The organism is Candidatus Schekmanbacteria bacterium RIFCSPLOWO2_02_FULL_38_14 (assembly GCA_001790855.1).
GTDB lineage: Bacteria > Schekmanbacteria > GWA2-38-11 > GWA2-38-11 > GWA2-38-11 > 2-02-FULL-38-14-A.
In genome coordinates this window covers 86,213-110,223 of sequence record MGDH01000036.1, presented here as the reverse complement: position 1 = coordinate 110,223, position 24,011 = coordinate 86,213, and the positions used below count along the sequence as shown (strand labels likewise).

Below are 24,011 nucleotides of genomic sequence, written 5' to 3'. Positions count from 1 at the left end.
AATTGTCGGACAGGCAGCTTGCTGCAGGGTAATTCACTGAAATTATTGGAAGGTTCTACTGAATCTTGCGGATAGTATTATCAGAATAATCAGATACGAATAGATTTATCCCGTCTGTGGTTATACCCCAAGGATAATAAAATCTTGCTGCTGAGCCTGTCCCATCTGCTGAACCCATATTACCTGCTGAGCCGGCAATTGTTGTAACAGCACCTGTAGATATAACAATCTTGCGGATAGTACTATTGGGAGAATCAGATACAAATAGATTTGTCCCGTCTGTGGTTATATCAGGAGGATAATAAAATCTTGCTGCTGAGCCTGTCCCATCTGCTGAACCAATATTACCTGCTGAGCCGGCAATTGTTGTAACAGCACCTGTAGATATAACAATTTTGCGGATAGTACAATTGGTAAGATCATTTACAAATAGATTTGTCCCATCTGTGGTTATACCCCTGGGATAATTAAATCTTGCTGCTGAACCTGTGGCATCTGTTGAACCACTAAGACCAGCAGAACCTGCAATTGTGGTAACAGCACCTGTAGCTATAACAATCTTGCGGATTGTATAATTTTTGCCATCAGTTATAAATAGATTTGTCCCATCTGTGGTTACACCCCAAGGACGATAAAATCTTGCTGCTGAGCCTGTCCCATCTGTTGAACCACTAACACCAGCAGAGCCAGCAATTGTTGTAACAGCACCTGTAGATATGACAATCTTGCGGATTGTATGATTATAACTATCAGCTACAAATAAATTTGTCCCGTCTGTGGTTATACCCTGAGGATAATTAAATCTTGCTGCTGAGCCTGTCCCATCTGCTGAACCAAGAGACCCTGCTGAACCTGCAATTGTAGTAACAGCACCTGTAGATATAACAATCTTGCGGATTGTATGATTATTGCTATCAGGTATAAATAGATTTGTCCCGTCTGTGGTTATACTAATAGGACCATAAAACCTTGCTGCTGAACCTGTGGCATCTGTTGAACCAAAAAGACCAGCAGAACCTGCAAAGGTTGTAACAGCATTTGCAAGGTTAAGTGGATTGCCCTGTATAGAGCCACCCATGAGGTTTTTCTGAATCTTGCGGATAGTGTGATTATTGCCATCAGCTACGAACAGGTTTGTCCCATCTGTGGTTATGCCCATTGGATCATTAAACCTTGCTGCTGAGCCTGTCCCATCTGTTGAACCAATAATACCCGCAGAACCTGCAATAGTGGTAACATTTCCTGTTGATATAACAATCTTGCGAATAGTGTCATTACCGGTATCAGCCACGAACAGGTTTGTCCCATCTGTGGTTATACCATAGGGATACTTAAACCTTGCTGCTGAGCCTGTCCCATCTGTTGAACCAAAGCTACCCGCAGAACCTGCAATTGTAGTAACAGCACCTGTAGATATGACAATCTTGCGGATAGTGTGATTACCGTAATCAGCTACGAACAGGTTTGTCCCATCTGTGGTTATACCAATTGGATTATTAAATCTTGCTGCTGAGCCTGTGCCATCTGTTGAATCAGCAAGACCAGCAGAACCTGCAATAGTGGTAACATTTCCTGTTGATATAACAATCTTGCGGATAGTGTGATTACCGGTATCAGCTACGAACAGGTTTGTCCCATCTGTGGTTATGTCCCATGGATACTTAAATCTTGCTGCTGAGCCTGTGCCATCTGTTGAACCACTAAGCCCTGCAGAACCTGCAAAAGTTGTAACAACACCTGTAGATATAACAATCTTGCGGATTGTGTGATTCCACTCATCAGCTACGAACAGGTTTGTCCCATCTGTGGTTATACCACGAGGATTATAAAATCTTGCAGATGAGCCTGTGCCATCTGTCGAACCAGAAATACCCGCAGAACCTGCAATAGTGGTAACATTTCCTGTTGATATAACAATCTTGCGGATAGTGTGATTATTGCCATCAGCTACGAACAGGTTTGTCCCATCTGTGGTTATGTCAATTGGAGACGAAAACCTCGCTGCTGAACCTGTGCCATCTGTTGAACCACTAAGACCAGCAGAACCTGCAAAGGTTGTGACAGTATTTATAAGGCTAAGAGGATTGCCTTGTATAGAGCCGCCCATCAGGATAGTTGTTGTAGTGGTTGATGTGGTGGTAGTTGTAGTTGTTGTGGTCGTGGTCGTTGTGGTTGTAGTAGTGGTGGTAGTTGTCGTTGTTGTTGATGTTGTTGTGGTTGTTGTTGGCAATGGCGTAGAATTTCCTGCCCGCTCAACGGCATTAACAAACAGCCTTGAGTAATTTGAATCAGAGAGCTCGATATTAGAAATCAATGTGGAAAAACTGATTACTCGGCCACTGCCATAGGTCCAGCCCACAACTCCATTACCGCTTTGCCCTCCTGAGTTGCTGCTATTGTAAAAGACCGTTGCTCCACTTTTAGCAGTAAGCTTTGATTCAGAACCCTGAATAGTGTTCATTGGAAAACTAAAAGATAAAGGGAGTCCATTATCAAGAACAGAATCTGCTGTAGCCTGTGTATAAGTAGAAGAGGTTGCACTGTTAAACGGTCCACCATCTGCTGGGATAATTGGGTCAAGACCTGTATGCTTTCCTCCTGCATCTATGTTCCAGATAGTCCACTCTCCAGTAACCAAGCCCCCGCCTCCGGAAACATAATTAATAATGGCAGTCTGGCCAGAAGTTGGCATGCTGCCGCTTGAGCTCCAATTATAGTTGTTAAGGAGAACAACCACATTAAAATTGTTGAGGTTAACCTGTGTACTATCCCACTGCCCGGGTTGAACACCAAGTGTTGGGTTATGACCACGTGCAGTCATGGCATTTGTAACTGCCTGGTCTGCTGTGGTGTTTCCCCCACTCATCACATAGACAGAAAGAGGCGCACCGCTAAGTATAGTTGTTGTTGTCGTTGTAGTTGAAGTAGTGGTCGTAGTTGTGGTGGTGGTTGATGTAGTGGTAGTTGTTGTTGTAGTGGTTGTAGTTGTTGTCGTTGACGTAGTCGTAGTTGTTGTCGTTGACGTAGTCGTAGTTGTTGTCGTTGACGTAGTCGTAGTTGTTGTCGTAGTAGGTGGAGCCTCTGTTGTTGTAGTAGTCGTTGTTGTGGTCGTAGTTGTAGTTGAGGTAGTAGTTGTCGTTGTTGTAATGATTGGACTGACTGTGATAGTAGCTGTTGCTGACTTTGTCGGGTCAGCTTCACTTACAGCCTTAATTGTCACTAAAATGGGTTCAGAAACATCAGGTGCTTTATACTTGCCATTACTGCTGATTGTCCCTTTGGAATCATTATCATCAACAATTGACCATGCAACTAAAGTAATAAAGGCTCCTGTGACAGTTGCTGAAAACTGCTGGGACAGCCCGCTTTCTAAACTCGCTGTTTCAGGTGAAATTATTACTCCAACTTCGCTGTCAACAGCTTTCATATATATTGTTACTGGTTGGGGCTTTTGATCAAGAGGCACAGCCTCGACATCCTTTATTGTCCCCCTGTAGAGAACATTTTTCTGTGATGCGTCAAGACCCTCAAGGGTGATGGTATAGATTCCGTCAAGGAGGACATCAGAAAAAGTAATCTCCCTTTTTGCAACATCAACAGGATCAGCCGTGAAATCTCCAAAATTATTACCAGAGGTATCAGAAGCCTTTCCCTGCACCCATTTTACATCTTGGGGGATTTCATCCTGCAGGGCTGTAACCTTGCTGTTTTTGTGTACCCACTTTGCCTTAAGATAAAATCTGCCCCACCTTACTTTTTTAGGAAAGATTCTTGCATGGGCTGGCTCAATGTTGTAATTTCCATTAATCCCATTAACAGAAATTGTTACTGAATTCGGACTAGGGATTTTGGAAGGGGCTTTGTACAGACCTTTTCCGTCAATAACTCCATAAATATCATTTCCACGCTCAATGCCATTCACACACCATACCAGAGTTTCACCGCTTTGAATAAGCTTACGGCTTCCTGTTCCTTTAATACGGAACTTTTTCTTCTTTCCTATCTTAACAATGACATTGTCCGGGGATATTTTGAAATCTGTATTTACTTTGACGGGGTTAATGGATTTCTTAAAATCAGTACGGGCATCTTTTATGAAAATAGTAAGAAGTGAGATTAAGAAAAGTAGAATCAAGGAAATTGTTAATTTGCTTATTTTTTTTTCTGCTAACATATCATTGTTACTAAAGGAAGATGTTTTAAATAATTTTTATTTAAATGAGACTTATAGGAATTATTTTTAGCAATGGTTAGATATCTTGTCAATATTATTTAAAAGAAGTAGGAATAGTTTTTTTAACAATTGGTGTTAATAGAATTTTAAGAGATAAACTATATTATTCTATTCAGCAATGGTCCTGAAAAAAAGGCGAGGAGCCAGAGGATATAAGCAAACTTGCTGTAGCGGTGAAAATACTTTGCTGCTTCTTTGTTTTCCCTAAGCCAGACTGATGTAGCCCAGATGGCGTGAATACCCATTACTATCAAGGCTGATATTCCGAGGATTCCGTGTATGGGCGATACTCTGCCTGTAGTGTTTAAAAACATGCCGCCTGTTCCAATGAGGTCTAATGTGAATCCTATAAGAAAGGCTGCAATAAAGATGCCTTTTAGCTTTTTTGTTATCTGCTCTCCCCACACTGCATAGGAATAGGAAATCAGGGCAAGGGTTATTGCTGTTCCTGAGAAATATATTAAAAAATTCGGTTTCATTTTTTGTTATTTTTTAATGGTCCCTGGTTGTTTGTGCAAATAGGGGACATTGGCGCAGAGAGTGCATTCATTTTATAAGTTCCTTTAATATTTCATCGCAGGATTTATCCACTCCTCCTGAAGAGGCTATTCTGTTAACGCAGGAAGTTGTCACACCGAATAATGTCAGGCACTCTCTGCACCAACATTCCCTTTTATTTTACTTTTTACTCCTCAGATACTTCTTAAAATCCAGTTCCTCAACAAGCCTTTCATAGTTTACTGGCATTGACTGCATCATCAGTGCATTTTTTGCAGGTTTCTGGGATATAGTCTCAAGATAGAGCTTTATCCCGTCTTTCCTAGTCCTCACCACAATCTCAACAAATTCTACATTTAGACGGATCCTTGACCTTGCAATTGTAAAGATAATATATTCTATAAAATCCTCTATTACCATCTCCTCTGTGGTGTTGCCGAAGATCTTACTAGCGGAAACATACTCATTAAATATCGATGCAATCTTGTCTATCTCATTCTGAGCCTCAGAAGCCTTTAGTCTCACTCTCAAAATTTCCACCACTGGAAGGGTTGACGGATCAGTTTCGAGGATTTTAACATCAATCGGTTCCGTAAAAGGAGTTGGTATAGAAATCTGTTTTGGAGGTTCTACCTTTTCTTCTTTAAATGAAATCTCTGTGACAATCTTAACTTGATCACTTTTTTCTATTCCCTTTACCATCTTACAAATATCACAGATTTCAGCAATTGATCTTCCCCTGTACTGATCGCTTTCATTAGTAAAGACCACTCTTAAGATTTCCTCAAAATTCGTTATCCCTTTTACTGATTTATAGATACCATCATCTCGCATAGAAACAAGCTCTGATTCCTTATTTGCGATTAGCCTGATCTCTGATGAGGTCTTTTTTGCCAATATGGCATTCCTTACAGCATCGTTTACTAGGAGTAGCTCATGGATTGCTGTCCTTCCACTATAGCCAGTATTATTGCAAGCCTTACATCCCTTGCCCTTGTAAAATTTAAAATTTGCTGCCTCATCAGGGTCTATCTGAAATGTAGTAAGTAAATTCCTCTCTGGCACATACTCTTTCTTGCATTCATTACAGATTACCCTCACAAGTCTCTGGGCAACAACTGATACTATTGTTGATGAGATCAAGAAAGTATCTATTCCCATATCCATGAGTCGCAAGAGGGCTCCTGTAGAGTCATCAGTATGAAAAGAGGAGAATATTTTATGCCCGGTAAGAGCAGCTTGTATCGTTGCCGCAGCAGCATCTGCATCCCTTATCTCTCCTACCATTATTACATCTGGATCCTGTCGCATTATGGACTTTAAAAAATCGCTGTAAGTAAGGCCGAGCTTCAAATCCATCTTTCCTTGAACCACTCCATCTATGGTATATTCTACTGGGTCTTCAACAGTTATTATCATCTTTTCCTTGCTGTTTAAATAATTAAGGGATGCATAAAGAGTTGTAGTCTTACCAGAGCCTGTTGGACCAGTTACCAAAATTATGCCTGTTGGGTAATTTAAAATTTTCTCATATTTTGTCATGTTCAAAGGAGAAAAACCTAATTTTTCAAGATCCATTAGATGAGTCTGTCTCTGAAGGATTCTTATTACTACATTTTCTCCAAAGAGTGAGGCATAGGTTGAGATTCGCAGATCCACAGGTTTCCCAAGTACTTTTGCCTCAACCCTCCCATCTTGATGGCGTCTGTGCTCTGCAATATCAAGCCCACATAATGCTTTAATCCTTGAGGAAATGTAAGGACCCAAGCCTACAGGGAGATCTGTTTTATTATGAAGGATTCCATCAATCCTAAATCGCACCCGCACTTTTGATGATTGAGGTTCAATATGAATATCAGATGCCCCGTGTTTTACTGCTTCAGTTATTATGTAATTGATTACCTGGACGGTCCTGTCAGCATCAGAGTAGAGATTCATATCCTTTATGATAAGGGCCAGTTCTTTTGCCTGTTCTGAAAAGAGTTTTTCAGAAAGATCTATTTTCCCTAGCTCAACTTCCATAAATAAGGGCTTAAAAGCATATTCTATATCCTCCTTCAAGGCAATTGCAGGTAAAACCTTACATTTAAAATGAGCCTCTAAATTTTTTATGATATCCCCTGCTAATGGATCAGCGAAGATAACTGTTACCTCGTTATTATCATCTTTATAAATAGGAATCATATGGTTTGCCATTAAAAATTTCTTGTTTAATCCGGTAAGCAAACTTCTGTCTATAAGGCTCGGGTCAGGGATAATTCTTGGGATATCCAGATGGTTGCTCAAAGCTTCTATCAGGTGCTCCTCAGTAATCATGCCCCTCTTAACCATGAGCTCCCCTAACCTTATCTTCTTTTCTTTCTGGTGAGCTAAAACCTCCTTTAACTGATTTTCATTTATAATGCCTAGGGCCAAAAAGGTCTCGCCTATCCTCATATTCTTACGATATTTCTTAAGGAGAGCTTTTAACTCGTGCCTTGAAAGATATCCAGATGCCACACAGATTTCACCAAGAGGAGTATAGGAATCTTTTCCCTTCTGGAATTTTATGACTTCTGCAAGCTGTTCTTCTGTGAGGATACCCTCTTTTATAAGTATCTCACCCAGCCTTAGTTTTTCTTCATCTGGCATTATTCACCCCAAGTTACTATAGTGAACGGCATAAATAAGTTGACATGTTTCCGTAGGGCAACCCTTCAGGGTTGCTTATAGCAGGGCTAAAACCTTGCCCTACGCCTATTTGCTTTTAGCGTTTACCATAATATCAAATTGCTATTAGGATTTCAATAGTTTTATGAGAGCCTGTGATAGCCTAATGAAAATGTCAGTGCTAACTGCCGAGTAAGGTAAATAGGGGACGTTGTTGAATACTATCACTTTTCATTTTTAGTTCCCACATTTTGGATAGCCTTAACAATATTTATAATATCCCTGCCCTAAATCTCAAGCAATTAAAACAAGCAAAGAGTTCCGGAAGCATCTAATCCCGCTTGTTCTGGCATGAGCAAGCGAGTATCTCTTTTCACAACCCCGAAGAAATTGAACGTGTTCTTTAAAAACAACGCCCCCCTTTCTCCTATAGATTTCGTCATTACCCTGTCGAGAATAGACTATCTTTGTTCCATCTGGAGAAATTTGTGGGTCATAGTAGCTAATCCATGGTTCTGTACCTAAAGGAATTTCTGAACCACCTGAACTTAGAATTTTGTATAAATGGAGATTATTGTAAGCATCAGGTCTTTGATAAAATATGAAATCTCCTGAAGGAGACCACTTGGGAGCATAGTGATTAGCATTATTAGAAGTCAGTGCAAGCTCAGATGAAGAAATAGCTGGAAGAAAAATTAAAAAAACAAGAATAAAACCAAATGCTCTTGCATGCATTAAAATATACCCTTCTCAGAATAAGACTAAAAGGATATTATAGCCCTACGCAATTTTTAAAAATGGATTGCCTAAATTAAAGCCAAAGTGTTGATAAACAAAGAAGCGGATTGAGAGTTATCAATAGAATTACTTTTGTCAACGAAAAAAGTGAGATGCTATTTATCAATGTATTCCAAATAAGATGTCCACTATCAGTTTTCAGCAGGCAGTTAAAGGTTTAAAACCTTACTACTCATACCTTAGTGATTCAACAGGATTGAGTCTTGATGCAAACCAGGAGGGATAAATTGTGGAAAGAAAACTTAAAACTATTGATGAAACAGCAATCAGAATAACAGTAAGAGTATCCATTAAAACAGGGATTCTGGTGATATAAAAAATTGTTTCGTCCAGTTTGACAAACTGATATTTTGCAAGCAGCAACGAAAGAGTTACTCCTGCAATTACTCCAAGAGATGTTCCTACAAGTCCTGTAATTACTCCCTCTATCATGAATATTTTCATTATTTCATTTCTTGTTGCGCCAACTGACCTTAATATTGCAATTTCTCTTGCCTTTTCCATTACAATCATGATGAGCGTGCTTGCTATGTTGAAAACCGCGACCAGTATTATCAGAAGAAGAATGGCAAACATTGCTGTTTTCTCAAGTTTGAGAGCTGAAAAAAGATGTTTGTTCATTTCCATCCAGTCCCTTACATCATAAGAATCGCCGAGTTTTTTTCTAATATCTGAAGCCATTTCATTGGCTTTGAAGATATCTGCAACTTTTACTTCAATTGCTGATGCCCTGCCTTTCATCTGGAAAAAATTATCTCCGTCATCAAAATTTATATATGCAGATGCTGAATCGTGTTCATACATTCCGGATTCAAATACTGCTCCAAGATAAAACTCTTTAATTATTGGAATCATTCCAACAGGGGTAGCTCTGCCAATCGGTGAAATCATTTTTATGCTATCTCCCTGGAAAATATTAAGCGCAGAAGCAAGTTCTTTACCAAGAATAATATAATGTTTTTCTTTTTTTGTAATCTGATTGTCTGTTGTGGGAGCAGACTTTTTCAAATAATCATAGCTTCCCGTTTTAATTGTTTCTATGAGTTTTTTATGATGGAGTTTGTTGTCTATATCTATCCCAGTCACTTCTGCTCCAAGGGAACTGGAGCCTGAGGCGAGCATAACCTGTCCCTTTATGACTGCTGATGATGAAATGACCCCTGCAGCTTCCTGCAAATTGTCTGTTATTTTCTGATAGCCATAAATTGGGCTTTCATCTTTTTTCATAATTATTATGTGGGGTTTTGCTGCAAGAATTTTTTCTCTCAAATCGTTTTCAAATCCGTTCATAACTGAAATAACAATTATCAGAGCCATAACCCCGACAGCAATTCCTGCTACTGAGATAATCGTTATAGTTGAGACAAATTTTTTTCTTCTTTTGCCTTTAAGATATCTTGTTGCTATGAAAAATTCGTACATAAGTTAGTGAATAGTGAATAGTATATAGTATTTATAGTTAACGTCATAAATAAGTAGACATATCTCAATCCCTATCGTATGGGATGTTACTTATGTCGTTCACTTATAGTTAATAGTGAACAATGAATAGTATCCATTTTTACTATTCACTATTCACCGACGACTGTTAACTTATTCATTCATACCTCAGTCCTTCAACTATGTTAAGCCTTGATGCCTGCCATGCAGGGAAAAAGGTAAACAGGAAGCATATTGCCAGCGAATATGCTGAAATAATTAAAAATGTTGCCGGGTCCATTATCACCGGAAGGGTTTTTATGTAATAGATTGTATAGTCTATTTTGATAAACTGGTATTTTTTTAAAACCATGCACGCAATATAACCGCCAATATCACCGAGAAGGGTTCCCGCAATTCCAATCACTGCGCCCTGAATGATGAATAATTTTCGTATATTGTTCCTTGTAGCCCCAATTGACCTTAAAATAGAAATCTCTTTTGTCTTTTCAATAACCATCATTATCAGAGTGCTTATTATGTTAAATGCAGCCACTACGATGATGAGCATTATGATTATGAAGAGAATTATTTTCTGTATCCAGAGAGCTGTAAAAAGATTCCTGTTCATTTCTTTCCAGTCCCTGACCAGATACGGGAATTTCAGCCTTGAGCGGACATTGCGGACAATTTCATCGCAAGAGTAAGGGTCATCAGTTTTTATTTCAATCCCTGAAACTGAATCATTAATCCCGAGAATGCTCTGTGCATTTTCAAGAGAGATGTAGGCAAGGTTCAAATCATATTCATACATTCCTGAATCAAATATTCCAACGATTTTAAATCTTTTAAACCCTGCAAGGGAGTTCTGAAGGCTTCCTCTTCGATGCGGGGTTATCATTGTAAGAAAATCGTTTAACTTCACATTAAGTTTTGAAGCCAGTTCCTTGCCAATGATTATGCCATCAAATTCCCCTGAATCCCCCTTTGATAAAGGGGGACTAAGGGGAATTATATCTTTATTAAAGGGCAGTGAGAAGGAGACTCTTTCTATTTTTGCAAAGTCTTTTATCTGGCTTATATAGGAGGCTGTGACCCCTCTTAAAAAAACTCCTGATGTTTTCCCTCTTGAAGAGAGCATTGCCTGAGAATAGACAAAGGGATTTACCTTTTCGATTCTTTTATAATTTTTCAATAAGTCAATGATGCTTCTATACTCTTTTATTGTACCTTCACGGTTCTGTTTTAAAATGACTATATGGGAGTTGACTCCAAGAATCTTTTCCTTCATCTTTTCTTCAAAACCATTGATGACAGAAATCACAATTATAAGAGTCATGACTCCCAGGGTAACGCCACCTATGGAAAGAAAAGTTATCAGGGAGATGAAATTATTTTTTCGCTTTGCCTTTAAATATCTGAGCCCAATGAACAGTTCAAAAGCCATAAAAGCTCTAACTTTCTTTTCTCATTTGAGGGAAGAGTATTACATCTTTTATCGAGTTTGAATTTGTGAGAAGCATTATCAGGCGGTCAATCCCGATTCCTTCTCCTGCGGTGGGAGGCATTCCCTGTTCAAGCGCTTTCAGATAGTCTTCATCCATCATATGCGCCTCCTGGTTCCCTGAAGCTCTTTCATCCATCTGTCTTATGAAACGCTCCCTCTGGTCCTGCGGGTCATTCAGCTCGCTGAATGCGTTTGCAACCTCTATTCCAGCAACATAAAGCTCAAACCTTTCCACAAGTTCAGGGTTATCATCTTTTTTCCTTGAAAGGGGAGATATATCAAGGGGAAAGTCATAGATGAAAACCGGATTAATCAGCTTGGGCTGAACAAGCTCCTCAAAAACTGTAAGGATAATCTTTCCCTTTGGGGCTTTTTCATTAAATTTTATTCCAAGCCTTTTTGCAGCTCTGGAGGCAGATTCAATGGTTTTAAATTCTTCTCCTGCAATGCCTGTGAATTTTTCAATCGAACTGACCAATCCTATTCTTTCCCATGGAGGAGTTAAATCTATGTCATATTCGCCATATTTGATTTTAGGTGTTCCAAGAACCTTTTCAGCAGTGAGGGAAATCAGTTTTTCTGTAAATTCCATCAAATCAAGATAAGTGGCATAAGCCATATAAAATTCCATCATTGTGAATTCCGGATTATGCTGTGTTGAGATTCCTTCATTTCTGAAGTTTCTGTTTATTTCATAAACCCGTTCTATTCCGCCTACTACCAGACGCTTCAGGTATAATTCCGGGGCAATTCTGAGAAAAAGCTCCATTCCAAGGGCATTGTGATAGGTCTTGAATGGTTTTGCAGCAGCACCTCCGGGAATTGACTGCATCATTGGTGTTTCAACCTCCAGAAATCCTTCACGGTTCATAAACTCACGCAAAGAACTTATTATACGGCTTCTTTTCTCAAAAACAGTTTTTACATCTGAGTTGACAATTAAATCCACATATCTCTGCCTGTATCTTATCTCAATGTCCTTTAACCCATGCCATTTTTCCGGCAGAGGCCTGATCGATTTTGACAGAAGCTTGAAGAAAAATCCCAGTATTGTAAGTTCACCGGTTTTGGTACGGAACACCCTTCCTTTTATGCCTATGAAATCCCCGATATCCAGAAGCTTTTTGAAAATGGTATAATCCCTTTCACCAAGGTCATTTTCCCTAACCATAATCTGCATTTTCCCTGAGGAGTCCTGAATGTGGGCAAAGGTTGTCTTTCCCATCACTCTCATTGTAATAATCCTTCCTGAAATCTGAGCTTCTTCACTCAGCTTTTCAATTTCTTCGCTGTTTTTTTCACGGTATTTAATCATAATATTATTTATAGTATGAGCAGGCTTGAAATCGTTTGGATATGAATTAATACCGAGAGCCTTTAGTTCTTCAATCTTATTTTTTCTCTGAACAATTAATTCATTTTCTTCATTTTTCATTGTTACACCTTATAAAATTAAATACTAAATTCTAATATCTAAATCCTAAACCCCGTTAGAAATTAAAATTTCTAAGCGGGGTAAACAAATTCAAAATTCAAATTTTCAAAATTCAAAAAATTCTTGGACTTCTCATAACTCTGTTTTGGATTTTGGTCATTTGATATTGTTTAGTGCTTAGAATTTAGAATTTTAAATTTTACTTCCCGCCTCTCATCAAATATGCCTCTATGAATTTGTCAATATCTCCATCAAGCACCGCATCAGCATTGCCTGTCTCAATTTCAGTCCTGTGGTCTTTTACCATACGGTAAGGATGAAGAACATATGAGCGTATCTGGCTTCCCCACGCAATATCTTTTTTCTCTCCGTGTAATTTTTCAAACTTGTTTTTTTCTTCTTCAAGCTTTTTTTTATAGAGCTTTGACCTGAGAATCTTTAAGGCAGTTGACTTGTTTTTGTGTTGCGAGCGTTCATTCTGGCACGAAACAATAATGCCCGATGGAATATGAGTGATTCTTACTGCCGAGTCAGTAACATTTACGTGCTGTCCTCCTGCCCCTCCGGAGCGGAAGGTATCAATTTTCAAGTCCTCATCCTTTATGTCCACAACAATTTCATCATCTATTTCAGGAATTACAAATACTGAAGCAAAGGATGTGTGTCTCCTTTTGTTGGCATCAAAAGGTGAAATCCTGACAAGCCTGTGAACACCTGCTTCAGCCTTTAAATTCCCATAGGCATACTCACCTGTTACAGTAAATGTTGCGCTTTTGATTCCTGCTTCTTCTCCCTGCTGAGTTTCATTGATTTCAGGTTTAAAGCCATGCCTTTCAGCCCATCGAAGATACATTCTCAGAAGCATCTGTGCCCAGTCCTGCGATTCAGTTCCTCCGGCTCCCGGATGAATTGAGACTATTGCATTATTGTAATCATTTTCTCCGGAAAGAATTGTCTGGACTTCAAACTTTAAGACAATGGCTTCCATTTTATCAATCTCTGTTGCAATGCCCAGAACAGTGTTCTCATCATTTTCTTCTTTTGCAAGTGTGTAGAATTCCTTCAGGTCTGAGAAATTTTTCCACATATCTTCCCATGACTGTATTGCCTTGGAAAGGATTTTGCGGCTTGCAAGCACTTCCTTTGCCTTATTTTTATCAGCCCAGAATTCAGGATTTGATGTTTCTTTTTCAATCTCTTCTAATTTTTTTTTCTTTTCCTCGAGGTCAAAGATGCCCCCATAGCTTTTCGATCTTGTCTTCAAGCGTTTTGATTCTTTGTTCTATTTCCCATTCCATTGGTTTCCTCCATAATCTGTAAAGGTAAAAGTTTCAAGGGGTATTATCTAATCAAGAAATATTTGATGTAATAGTACCACACAGGTGCAGCAAATAAAAGTGAATCTATGCGGTCAAGAATTCCTCCGTGACCCGGGAACAGGTTTCCAGAATCTTTTATCCCGGCAGTTCTTTTTATAAGGGATTCAAACAAATCTCCAGTTATTCCTGCCAATGATATTAATGTGCCGAAAATCAGGCAGTGTAAAATAGAGAATTCTCCGCGGAACCACCAGAAGGATGCGCCTAAAATTCCTGCTAGAACCCCTCCTATTGCGCCTTCAATTGATTTATTAGGGCTTATAGCAGGAGAAAGTTTGTTTTTCCCCCATTTCCTTCCAATAAAATAAGCTCCGGAATCAGACCCCCATATGATTATAAGCAATATATAAATATAATTTAGCCCGTTATCAAGATTTCTTACAAGGATTAAATATCCTCCAAGAACTGATGCATAAATCAATCCAGAGACAGTAGCAGCAATACCAAAAAGGCTGTCTTTTAAACCATCTCTGTCAAAAACCCTTGCAATTGAAGTGAATATAACGCTTAAAGTTATGGTCAGCAGTATTTCAGGGAGTCTGTTTTTGTAAAACAGATACGAAATAAAAATACCAAACAAGATTCCCAGATATTTTTGGACCTTAATGCCTGTCTTTGAAAAAATATTGTAAAATTCTATGAGCGCCAGAACCTGGGCTGCTGTAACAAGCAGGAAAAAAGCAATCCTTTCTCCTTTTTCCAATATAAGGAGTATGGCTGGTATAAGAATCAGTGCTGTTAATATTCTCTTTGAAGGAATTATTTTCAAAAGAGCATTACCCTCTTTTTTTCCTTTAATTGCTCGGCAGTGAGTCCAAATCTGCGTTCTCTGCTCTGGTAATCAAGTATGGCTTCAAAGAGGTGTACCTTGTTAAAGTCAGGCCAGAGGACAGGAGTAATCCAGAGTTCTGCATAAGCAAGCTGCCAAAGCAGGAAATTGCTTATCCTCATTTCTCCGCTTGTTCTTATCATAAGGTCCGGGTCGGGAAGGTCTGATGTATAGAGATTTTTAGAAAAGATTTCATCGTTTATCTCATCTATGCCAAGAGTTTTCTCTTTTACTTTGTTTGCTATTTTTTTTACTGTATCAATTATCTCTGTTCTGCTTCCATAGCTCAATGCAAGGTTGAGTATCATTCCGTCATTGTTTTTAGTCTGTCCGGTGACAAAATCCAGAGTTCTTTTTACATCAACAGGCAATCTTTCTGTTCTGCCAATGGAGATAAGCCTTATATTGTTGCCCATCATTTCTTCCAGTTCATCTCTCAGGAATTTTTTCAGAAGTATCATAAGCGCGCTTATTTCAGTCTTTGGCCTGTTCCAGTTTTCCTGCGAGAAGGTGTAAAGAGTCAGAATCTCTATGTTTAACTCCCTGCAAGTCATAACAACATTTCTTACAGTTTCTGTTGCTCTTCTGTGGCCTTCAATCCTGTTAAGCTTTCTCATCCTTGCCCATCTTCCGTTGCCATCCATTATGATAGCAATATGTCTTGGAAGCTTTTTGGGATCTATTTTTTTTAAAAGTTCTTCTTCGCGCATAACTACATTGCTTCAGTCGCTTTGCTCCATCGCAATGACATTGCGACACAGACTGAATGACATCATATTGTGTTTTTCCAACAGAATGTTTAAGTTTTATATGCTATAATAATAGCTTGTTTATTTCAACTCTATTCAGTAGAAATAAAAAAATTAGGCCGAAAAATCATGTTTTTGATTCTCGACCTAATTCTTGTTTTAAGAAAATTGACATTAAGCCGCCGGAGCTTTTATTGCATCAACAGGGCATGCTTCAACACAGGTTCCGCAATCAGTGCAGTTGTCGTCAATAATGTATTTGTTCTCTCCTGCTTTTATTGCCTCTGATGGGCACACCTCAGCACAGGTTCCGCAAGCAATGCACTCATCATTTATTGTATGCATCCAGTTTCACCACCTTTAGAAATAGCTAAGTTTAGAGTTACTGTTATTTTCAAGGGCTTTTTTAAATTTAATGCGGTTACACAGAGTAGCCTTTAAACTTAAAACTTTAAAATTTCTTCTTCCTTGCTCTTTACTGCTGATTCAAGGCGTTCCATGTATTTATCAGTAATTTTCTGAATTTCAGTCTGGGCTTTGTGTGCGTCATCCTCAGTTATTTTTTTTTCTTTCTGCAATGACTTTATCTTTTCATTTCCATCCCTTCTGGCGTTTCTGATAGAAACTCTCTCTCTCTCAGCATTCTTGTGCACTACTTTAACAAGCTCGCGTCTTCTTTCTTCGGTCAGCTCCGGAATCGGGAGCTTTATTGTTTTCCCGTCGTTTGCAGGCGATATTCCGAGGTCAGATTTTAGAATTGCTTTTTCAATTTCTCCAAGAGCACTTGGATCCCATGGCTGGACAACTATTAATCTGTTTTCAGGAACGGAAACTGTTGCAAGCTGATTTATCGGTGTCAGGTTGCCGTAGTAACTTGCCTTTATTCCATCGAGCAAGGCGGCATTTGCCCTTCCTGTCCTTATTGAAGCAAAATCGCGGTGAAGGGCAGTTAAGGCTTTTTTCATAAGTTCTTCAATTTCTTTATAGATTTCCTGAATCATATTAGCTCCCTGTTACAACTGTTCCGATTTTTTTTCCCATAACTGCTTTTTTAATATTGCCATCCTGGTTCAGATTGAATACAATTATAGGAAGGTTGTTATCCATGCAGAGAGATATTGCAGTAGCATCCATTACTTTTAAGCCTTTTTCAAGAACCTGAATATAAGTAAGCCGAGGAAATTTTTTTGCAAGACTATCTTTCATCGGGTCAGCGCTGTAAACTCCGTCAACTTTTGTTGCTTTAAGAATCACATCAGCATTTATCTCCATAGCCCGCAAAGAAGCTGCTGTGTCTGTAGTGAAGTATGGGTTTCCAGTTCCTCCGGCAAAGATTACAACTCTGTTTTTTTCCAGATGTCTTATTGCTCTTCTCCTGATATAAGGTTCTGCCACTTCCTTCATTTCAATTGCTGAAAGGACTCTTGTATATACTCCGAGTTTTTCCAGTGCATTCTGAATGGCAAGAGCGTTCATCACTGTCGCAAGCATTCCCATATAGTCTCCTGATGCCCTGTCTATTTCCTGTACAGTAAGTTCTACGCCTCTGAATATATTGCCTCCGCCGACTACTATTGCAATCTGCGTTCCAAGTTTATGGACTTCTTTTATTTCATTGGCAATCTTTTTCACTATTTCTATATCGATGCCATACCCTTTTTTTCCTGCCAAGATTTCTCCTGAGATTTTCAGAAGAATGCGCTTATATTTCATCTTGTTATTTTTCATAATTGAAAACCTAAATTAAATTCTAAATCCTAATATTTAAATCCCAAACAATATGAAAATTATAAATCACAATGTTCTAAACTGTTTTTAATTTTGGCTATTTGAATTTGTTTAGAGTCTTGAATTTAGGATTTATAGTTTCCCTTTTTTATCCCTGATGGTCTTCTCCCAGGTGGAATCTCACAAACCTCTTTATGCTGATATTTTCACCCAGCTGGGCTATTTTTGATTTAATCAACTGCTCAATAGTGAGTTCAGGGTTTTTTATAAATATCTGTTCCTTAAGGCACACAGTTTCATAATATTTATCAAGTTTTCCAAGCACAATTTTTTCTATTACATTCTGAGGTTTTTTCTGGTCCTTTATCTGCGCTTCGTAGATTTTTTTCTCGTTTTCAGTCTCCTGCCCAGAAACTTCTTCTCTGCTTACATATCTTGGGTTTGCAGCAGCAATCTGCATTGCGATATCCTTAACAAGGAATTTGAAGTCCTCGGTTTTTGCGACAAAATCTGTTTCGCAATTAACCTCAACAAGAACCCCGATTTTACCTCCTGCGTGGATATAGGAACCGATTATCCCTTCCTTCGCGACCCTTGTTGCTTTCTTTGCCGCAGAAGCAAGCCCCTTTTTTCTTAATAAATTGATTGCTTCATCTAAATTTCCTTTGCTTTCCTCAAGTGCCTGTTTGCATTCGACTATGCCTGCACCTGTTTTTTCTCTCAAATCTTTAACCAGTGTAGCTGATACCTGCATAATTCCTCCTAGAATCCTCAGGTTTTCGTCTTATCTTTATGATCGCTCATTATATCGATTTCTTCGCTTTCATCTGTTTCAGGGTCTTGAGCCATAGGTACTATTGGTTCAGTTTTTCCAGACTCCCGATCTATGGCAAACTGTTTTCCTTCAATGACAGCATCAGCTATTTTTGATGTAATAAGTTTGATTGCCCTTATAGCGTCGTCATTTCCAGGGATGATATAATCAATCAGGTCAGGGTCGCAGTTGGTGTCTACCAGTCCCACAAGAGGTATTCCCATTATTTTGGCTTCATTTACTGCAATTCTTTCCTTTCTCGGGTCAACTACATAAATAGCTGCGGGATGCTTATCCATATTCTTCAATCCGCCAAAATAACGCTCAAGTCTGATTCTTTCCTTTTCGAGTTCTATCATTTCTTTTTTGGAAACAGCCTGATAAATACCTGTGTTCTTCATTTCTTCCAGTTCTTTTAATTTTTTTATGCTTTTGGAAATTGTCTTAAAATTTGTCAGGCTTCCTCCAAGCCACCTTTCACTTACATAACCCATACCGCAGCGGGTTGCTGCTTCTACTATTGATTCTGATGCTTGCTTTTTTGTTCCAACAAACAGAATTTTTTCACCAGAGGCAACAAGATCTCGCACAAAACTGTAAGCTTCCCTGAAAAGCCGTACAGTTTTTTGCAGGTCTATGATATAAATTCCGTGCTTAGCACCATAGATATATTTTTTCATTTTGGGGTTCCATCGTTTTGTCTGATGCCCGAAATGAACCCCTGTTTCGAGCAGACTTTTCATTGAAATGATGCTCAATATTTTCTCCTTTTAAGTTTGGTTAAACCTCCACTTTTCTCATCTCCTCCTAAAATCCTGATTCTTATCAGGACACCTCTTTAAGAGGATCAAAAAGTGTGTGTATTTTAAAAACTTTCACTCCCTAACATGTAAGATATATTTTTGCAAGGGAAAATTTGTATTGTCATTTCTTTCGGATTTCAGGTTAATTCCACAGTTCAATCACCTTCTCTTTTTGAAACCTTCTCGGATAAAGCAATTCGGGCAGCAGCAAGCCTTGCAATAGGCACTCTGTACGGGGAACAGCTTACATAATCAAGCCCTATCTTATTAAAAAATTCTATTGATGCAGGGTCTCCTCCGTGTTCTCCGCAGATACCTACTTTCAGATTTTGCTTTATTCCTCTTCCTTTCTGAACTCCAATCTTTATAAGATGTCCAACACCTTCAACATCGATGGTTGCAAATGGATCCTTTTCCAGAATTCCCATCTGCTGGTAAACTCTCAAAAACTTTACCACATCATCTCTTGAAAAGCCGAAAGTTGTCTGCGTGAGGTCATTGGTTCCAAAGGAAAAGAAATCTGCTTCTTGCGCAATCTCATCTGCAGTGATTGCTCCCCGCGGAAGCTCTATCATGGTGCCGACAAGGTAATCTATCCTGACTTTGTTCTTTTTCATTACCTCTTCTGCGACAGAGACAACTATTTTTTTCTGGGCTTTCAGCTCCCTTACATGGCCTACAAGGGGAATCATTATCTCAGGTATTACTTTTATCTTCTTTTTTGCAAGTTCACAGGCTGCAGTAAAAATTGCTTCCGTCTGCATTTTTGTAATTTCAGGATAGGTTATTCCGAGACGGCATCCCCTGTGACCAAGCATCGGGTTGAACTCGTGGAGTTCAGTAACTTTTGCCAGCAGTTCCTCAAGTTTTTCTATTTTTGCTTTATTCTTTTTTGCATTTGAGGCTTTCAGCGTAGCAATTTCTACCATCAGTTCTTCTCTCTTTGGAAGGAATTCGTGTAAAGGCGGGTCAAGTGTCCTTATTGTAACGGGATATCCTCTCATCTCCTTGAAGAGTCCATAGAAGTCACTCTTCTGCATTGGCAGGAGTTTTTTTAATGAATCCATATAATCCTTAATTGCTTCACTGTATGTTGCTTCTGCCTTTTTCAATTCATCCTTGAGTTCCTTGTTATTTTGGTTTGATCCTGTTTCTGATGTCCTCTTTTTCAGGGACTCAATTATATTGACTCCTTCCTGTCCTTTTGCTGCGGATAGTATCATTTTTACAACTATAGGAAGTCTTTCCTTTGCAAAGAACATATGCTCAGTCCTGCAAAGCCCTATACCCTGAGCGCCAAAGGCAAATGCTGTCTTGGCATCTCTTGGGATATCTGCATTTGCTCTGACTTTGAGTCTTTTTGCTTCTTCAGCCCATGATAAGAGTTTATGGAAATTCTGATAGGTTTGGGATTTATTGGGTTTAATCTTTTCTGTAACCACCTGAATGATTTCAGAGTCAGTGGTTGGAAGCTGTAAAAGTATTACATCTCCGGTTGAACCATCTATTGAAATATAATCTCCTTCTTTCAGCTTTTTTCCGTCAACAATCAGGGTTTTTCCTTTTTCGTTTATGATGAGATTGTTGCATCCCACAATGCTTGGCTTTCCCATCTGCCTTCCCACAACAGCAGCATGAGATGTCATTCCTCCGGTTGCTGTAAGGATACCCTTGGCAACATTCATTCCGTGAATATCATCAGGAACGGTCTCATTCCTTACAAGGATAACATTTTCTTTCTTTCTAGCCCATTCAACTGCATCGTCTGCAGTAAAGACTATTTTTCCTGTTGCTGCGCCCGGGGAGGCAGGAAGCCCTTTTGCCGATAGTTTTGCTTTTGCCCTGTGTTTTGGTTCAAAGACAGGATGGAGAAGCTGGTCCAGTGAGGCAGGTTCCACTCTTAAAATAGCTTCTTCTTTTGTAATCAGCCCTTCTTCAACCATATCAACAGCTATTTTTATTGCTGCAATAGCTGTTCTTTTTCCGTTCCTTGTCTGAAGCATGAAAAGCTGTTTGTCCTGAATGGTAAATTCAAAATCCTGAACATCACGATAATGCTTTTCAAGACGGTCTGTGATTTCCTTTAATTGCCTGAAAACTTCAGGCATTACTTTTCTTAAATTGGATATTGGCTGAGGAGTGCGGATTCCTGCAACCACATCCTCTCCCTGGGCATTAATCAGAAATTCTCCGTAGAATTCATTTTTTCCTGTTGCAGGGTTTCTTGTGAATCCTACGCCTGTGGCTGATGTTTTGCCGAGGTTTCCAAAAACCATTGCCTGCACATTTACCGCAGTTCCAAGGTTTTCAGGGATATCATTTAATTTCCTGTAGGTTATTGCCCTTGGATTGTGCCATGATTTAAAAACTGCATCTCTTGCCATAGAAAGCTGTATATGGGCATCCTGAGGAAAAATTATGCCTACTACCCTTTTCATTTCTTTTTTATATTCAGATGTGAGGTCACTTAAGGCTTCCCACGAGAGGTCTGTGTCGAACTTGGCGCGGCATTTCTTTTTCTTTTCAATAAGAATATGTTCAAAGACATCCTTGCCAATGCCGAGGACAACATTCCCGAACATCTGAATGAATCTTCTGTAGCTGTCGTAGGCAAATCTTTTATTGCCTGTTTTCTTTGCAAGCCCTTCTACTGTTTCATCATTAAGCCCGAGATTAAGAATAGTATCCATCATTCCGGGCATTGAAAACTTTGATCCTGAACGAACAGAAAGAAGCAGAGGGTTTTTGGGGTTTCCGAGTCTTAAACCCAGTATATCTTCAAGCCGCTTCAACGCCTCATCTATTTCCCATTTTATTTTTTGCGGAAGCTTTTCACCGTTTTCATAATAGACCTTGCATGCCTCTGTGGTAATTGTGAATCCGGGCGGTACAGGAATACCTGCGTTGGTCATTTCAGCAAGCCCTGCACCTTTTCCTCCGAGCAGTTCTTTCATATCGCCTTTACCGTCAGCAGATCCCTTCCCGAAAAAATAAACAAATTTAGCCATACATTCCTCCTGAATTAATATTTACATCCTTTTCATAATTTAGTATTTAACCCTCAGATATTCTGCTGAAATCAGCAATTCTGGAAAAAAGTCCAATCACATTATTTAACAAACTGAGCCTGTTTTTTTTCAATTCAGCATCATCAACCATTACCATAACATCATCAAAAAACTTATCAACCTGGTCCTTTATCTTAGAGATTTTTTTAAGCGCCGCATAGTAATCTCCGTTATCGAGGAGAGTTCTGCTTTCTGCCTGTATTGATTTAAAAACAGTGTATAAATCCCTTTCAGCGTTTTCTCTGAGAAGCGATTCTCTGACATCGTTTTTTTCATTGCCGGGAAGAATCCTGATTGCTCTCTTAAATGTTGTGGTAAGGGAATTGAAGCCTTCCTCCTTTTTCATCCGTGATATTGCATCAATTCTGTTTTTTGAATCAAGCAGGTCATCAAAATTCTGCGAAAACACAGCATCAATCACATCTGATTCATAGCCCTGAGAGATTAAAATGTTTTTAAACCTTGCTGTAAAGAAACTTAAAACGTTTGACTGTAGACCTTCCCTGTTTTTTTCAACACCGTAAAGTTTAAGAGATTCGGAAATGGTTTCTTTCAGCGACAGCTTGTATTCCCTGTTAATCAGAATGTTTATTATCCCGATTGTTGAACGGCGCAGGCCAAGGGGGTCTTCAGAACCTGTTGGGACAAGAGAAATCGAGAAACATCCTGAAATAGTATCAAATTTATCTGCAAGGCTTAGCAGGGTTCCGTAGTCAGTTAGCGGAGTTTCATCCTCGGCAAATCTTGGCAGATAATGCTCGTATATTGAAGCGGCAATATTTTCATTTTCTTTCTGCAAAAGCGCATATTCCCTGCCCATTATTCCCTGGAGTTCAGGAAATTCCTTGACCATTTCAGTAAGCAAATCAGTTTTGCAGAGCATTGCAGACCTTTGCACTATACCTTCATCAAGGTTTAATGCCTCATTTTTCCCGCTTCTTAATACTTTACGGTTTAAGAAGGCAGCAAGCTTTCCAATCCTTACAACCTTGTCATAAACGGTTCCTAGTTTTTCCAGAAATATTATGCCTTTAAGAGCATCGACTCTGGATTCCAGTTTGATTTTCTGGTCTTCCTTAAAGAAAAATTCAGCATCTGAGAATCTTGCTCTCAGCACTCTCTCATTACCTTTTATTATAATGCTCAAATCCTTATTTTCAGTATCCGCAACACCTATGAAGTAGTTCATAAGGTTATTTTGGGAGTTAAAAAGAGGGAAGTACATCTGTTGTTTCTTCATGGTGTTTATAAGTACTTCCTTTGGAATGCTCAAGAATCTTTCAGAAAAGCTTCCAACAAATGCTGTAGGATATTCAGCCATGAAATTTACGGTTTCAAGAAGGGCGCTACAGTCTGATACAGACCCGTTTTTTGATGATGCCGCATTTTTTATACCGCTTTCAATAACTGTTTTTCTTTCCAATGGGTCAACAATTACAAAATTGGCTTTACATTTTTTCCTATAGTCTTTAAAATCCCTGACCTCAAATGTATCCGGGCTCAAAAACCTGTGCCCGAATGAGATATTAGAGCTTTCCACATCTCCAACCTTTAGTTTTATTACCTCTCCATTATACAAAACGAGGAGCCAGTGAACCGGTCTTGCAAACCTGAAATCAAGGTTTCCCCATCGCATAGATTTAGGAAAGGAAAGCTCGGATATTATTTTTAAAATAATTTCCGGAAGAATTTCTTTTGTGTTTTTCCCTGACAGTTTTTTCCTGGCGCAGACAGATTTCCCTTTTTTCGTTTCCTTTATAAATAATGAAGAGATATCAACGCTGTGGGCTTTTGCAAATCCTGCAGCTGCCTGAGTTGGATTGCCGCCGGAGTCAAAAGAAGCTTCAGCTTTTGGTCCTATTACTTCTTCAACAAGGTCCTCCTGCTTTTCCTCAAGCCCTTTTACGAGAAGAACAATTCTCCTCATGGTTCCGAAAGCAATAGTTTCTTTAAACTTAAGCCTCTCTGCCCTGAGATTTTTTTCAGCAACTGATTTTAAGTTTTCCAGGGCTTCCGGAAAAAACTTAGCCGGGATGTCCTCTGTGCCAATTTCTATTAGTAATTCTTTGGTCATAGTTTTTTCGTTGTCCGTGTCTGGTAA

The 24,011-nt window shown here is 39.1% G+C and carries 17 protein-coding genes; all 17 read right to left on the bottom strand.

All coding sequences use genetic code 11. The annotated features are described in order from the left end of the window. Nucleotides 1-55 precede the first annotated feature (55 nt). Nucleotides 56-4,174 carry a hypothetical protein gene (locus A3H37_05950; protein ID OGL48606.1) on the bottom strand — a complete coding sequence of 1,373 codons (4,119 nt, stop codon included), beginning with the start codon at nucleotides 4,172-4,174 and terminating at the stop codon, nucleotides 56-58. Nucleotides 4,175-4,332: 158 nt separating this feature from the next. After that, nucleotides 4,333-4,713 carry a TIGR03987 family protein gene (locus A3H37_05945; GenBank protein ID OGL48605.1) on the bottom strand — a complete coding sequence of 127 codons (381 nt, stop codon included), beginning with the start codon at nucleotides 4,711-4,713 and terminating at the stop codon, nucleotides 4,333-4,335. Nucleotides 4,714-4,912: 199 nt separating this feature from the next. Beyond that, nucleotides 4,913-7,363, bottom strand: a complete 2,451-nt coding sequence (locus tag A3H37_05940; GenBank protein ID OGL48604.1) for a hypothetical protein — start codon at nucleotides 7,361-7,363, stop codon at nucleotides 4,913-4,915. A gap of 312 nt (nucleotides 7,364-7,675) precedes the next feature. Next, nucleotides 7,676-8,116 carry a hypothetical protein gene (locus A3H37_05935; GenBank protein ID OGL48603.1) on the bottom strand — a complete coding sequence of 147 codons (441 nt, stop codon included), beginning with the start codon at nucleotides 8,114-8,116 and terminating at the stop codon, nucleotides 7,676-7,678. A 231-nt stretch (nucleotides 8,117-8,347) separates the two neighbouring features. Then, the gene (locus A3H37_05930) at nucleotides 8,348-9,601 is read right to left on the bottom strand and encodes a hypothetical protein (protein OGL48602.1); all 1,254 of its coding nucleotides are present in this window, start codon (nucleotides 9,599-9,601) and stop codon (nucleotides 8,348-8,350) included. A gap of 175 nt (nucleotides 9,602-9,776) precedes the next feature. Then, complete coding sequence (locus A3H37_05925; protein OGL48601.1) at nucleotides 9,777-11,045, bottom strand: hypothetical protein; 1,269 nt, start codon at nucleotides 11,043-11,045, stop codon at nucleotides 9,777-9,779. Between the two features lie 7 nt (nucleotides 11,046-11,052). After that, on the bottom strand, nucleotides 11,053-12,540 hold the full coding sequence (locus tag A3H37_05920) for a lysine--tRNA ligase (GenBank protein ID OGL48600.1): 1,488 nt from the start codon (nucleotides 12,538-12,540) through the stop codon (nucleotides 11,053-11,055). A 199-nt stretch (nucleotides 12,541-12,739) separates the two neighbouring features. Then, nucleotides 12,740-13,804: a peptide chain release factor 2 gene (locus tag A3H37_05915; protein OGL48599.1), complete on the bottom strand. Its 1,065-nt coding sequence runs from the start codon at nucleotides 13,802-13,804 to the stop codon at nucleotides 12,740-12,742. Between the two features lie 77 nt (nucleotides 13,805-13,881). Next, the gene (locus A3H37_05910) at nucleotides 13,882-14,679 is read right to left on the bottom strand and encodes a hypothetical protein (GenBank protein ID OGL48641.1); all 798 of its coding nucleotides are present in this window, start codon (nucleotides 14,677-14,679) and stop codon (nucleotides 13,882-13,884) included. A gap of 5 nt (nucleotides 14,680-14,684) precedes the next feature. Then, nucleotides 14,685-15,458: a di-trans,poly-cis-decaprenylcistransferase gene (locus A3H37_05905; protein ID OGL48598.1), complete on the bottom strand. Its 774-nt coding sequence runs from the start codon at nucleotides 15,456-15,458 to the stop codon at nucleotides 14,685-14,687. Between the two features lie 213 nt (nucleotides 15,459-15,671). Then, a complete protein-coding gene (locus A3H37_05900) occupies nucleotides 15,672-15,842 on the bottom strand; it encodes a ferredoxin (protein OGL48597.1) in 171 nt (56 codons plus the stop codon). Nucleotides 15,843-15,940: 98 nt separating this feature from the next. Then, a complete protein-coding gene (locus A3H37_05895; GenBank protein ID OGL48596.1) occupies nucleotides 15,941-16,498 on the bottom strand; it encodes a ribosome recycling factor in 558 nt (185 codons plus the stop codon). Between the two features lies 1 nt (nucleotide 16,499). After that, a complete protein-coding gene (locus A3H37_05890; protein ID OGL48595.1) occupies nucleotides 16,500-17,225 on the bottom strand; it encodes a UMP kinase in 726 nt (241 codons plus the stop codon). 148 nt (nucleotides 17,226-17,373) lie between these two features. Continuing rightward, nucleotides 17,374-17,979, bottom strand: coding sequence for a translation elongation factor Ts (locus A3H37_05885; protein OGL48594.1), 606 nt, complete (start codon nucleotides 17,977-17,979; stop codon nucleotides 17,374-17,376). Nucleotides 17,980-17,996: 17 nt separating this feature from the next. Further along, nucleotides 17,997-18,782, bottom strand: a complete 786-nt coding sequence (locus tag A3H37_05880; GenBank protein OGL48640.1) for a 30S ribosomal protein S2 — start codon at nucleotides 18,780-18,782, stop codon at nucleotides 17,997-17,999. Between the two features lie 215 nt (nucleotides 18,783-18,997). Then, entirely contained in the window at nucleotides 18,998-21,850 is a 2,853-nt protein-coding gene (locus A3H37_05875; GenBank protein ID OGL48593.1) for a pyruvate, phosphate dikinase, read from the bottom strand. Nucleotides 21,851-21,896: 46 nt separating this feature from the next. After that, nucleotides 21,897-23,984: a glycine--tRNA ligase subunit beta gene (locus tag A3H37_05870; GenBank protein ID OGL48592.1), complete on the bottom strand. Its 2,088-nt coding sequence runs from the start codon at nucleotides 23,982-23,984 to the stop codon at nucleotides 21,897-21,899. Nucleotides 23,985-24,011: the final 27 nt, after the last annotated feature.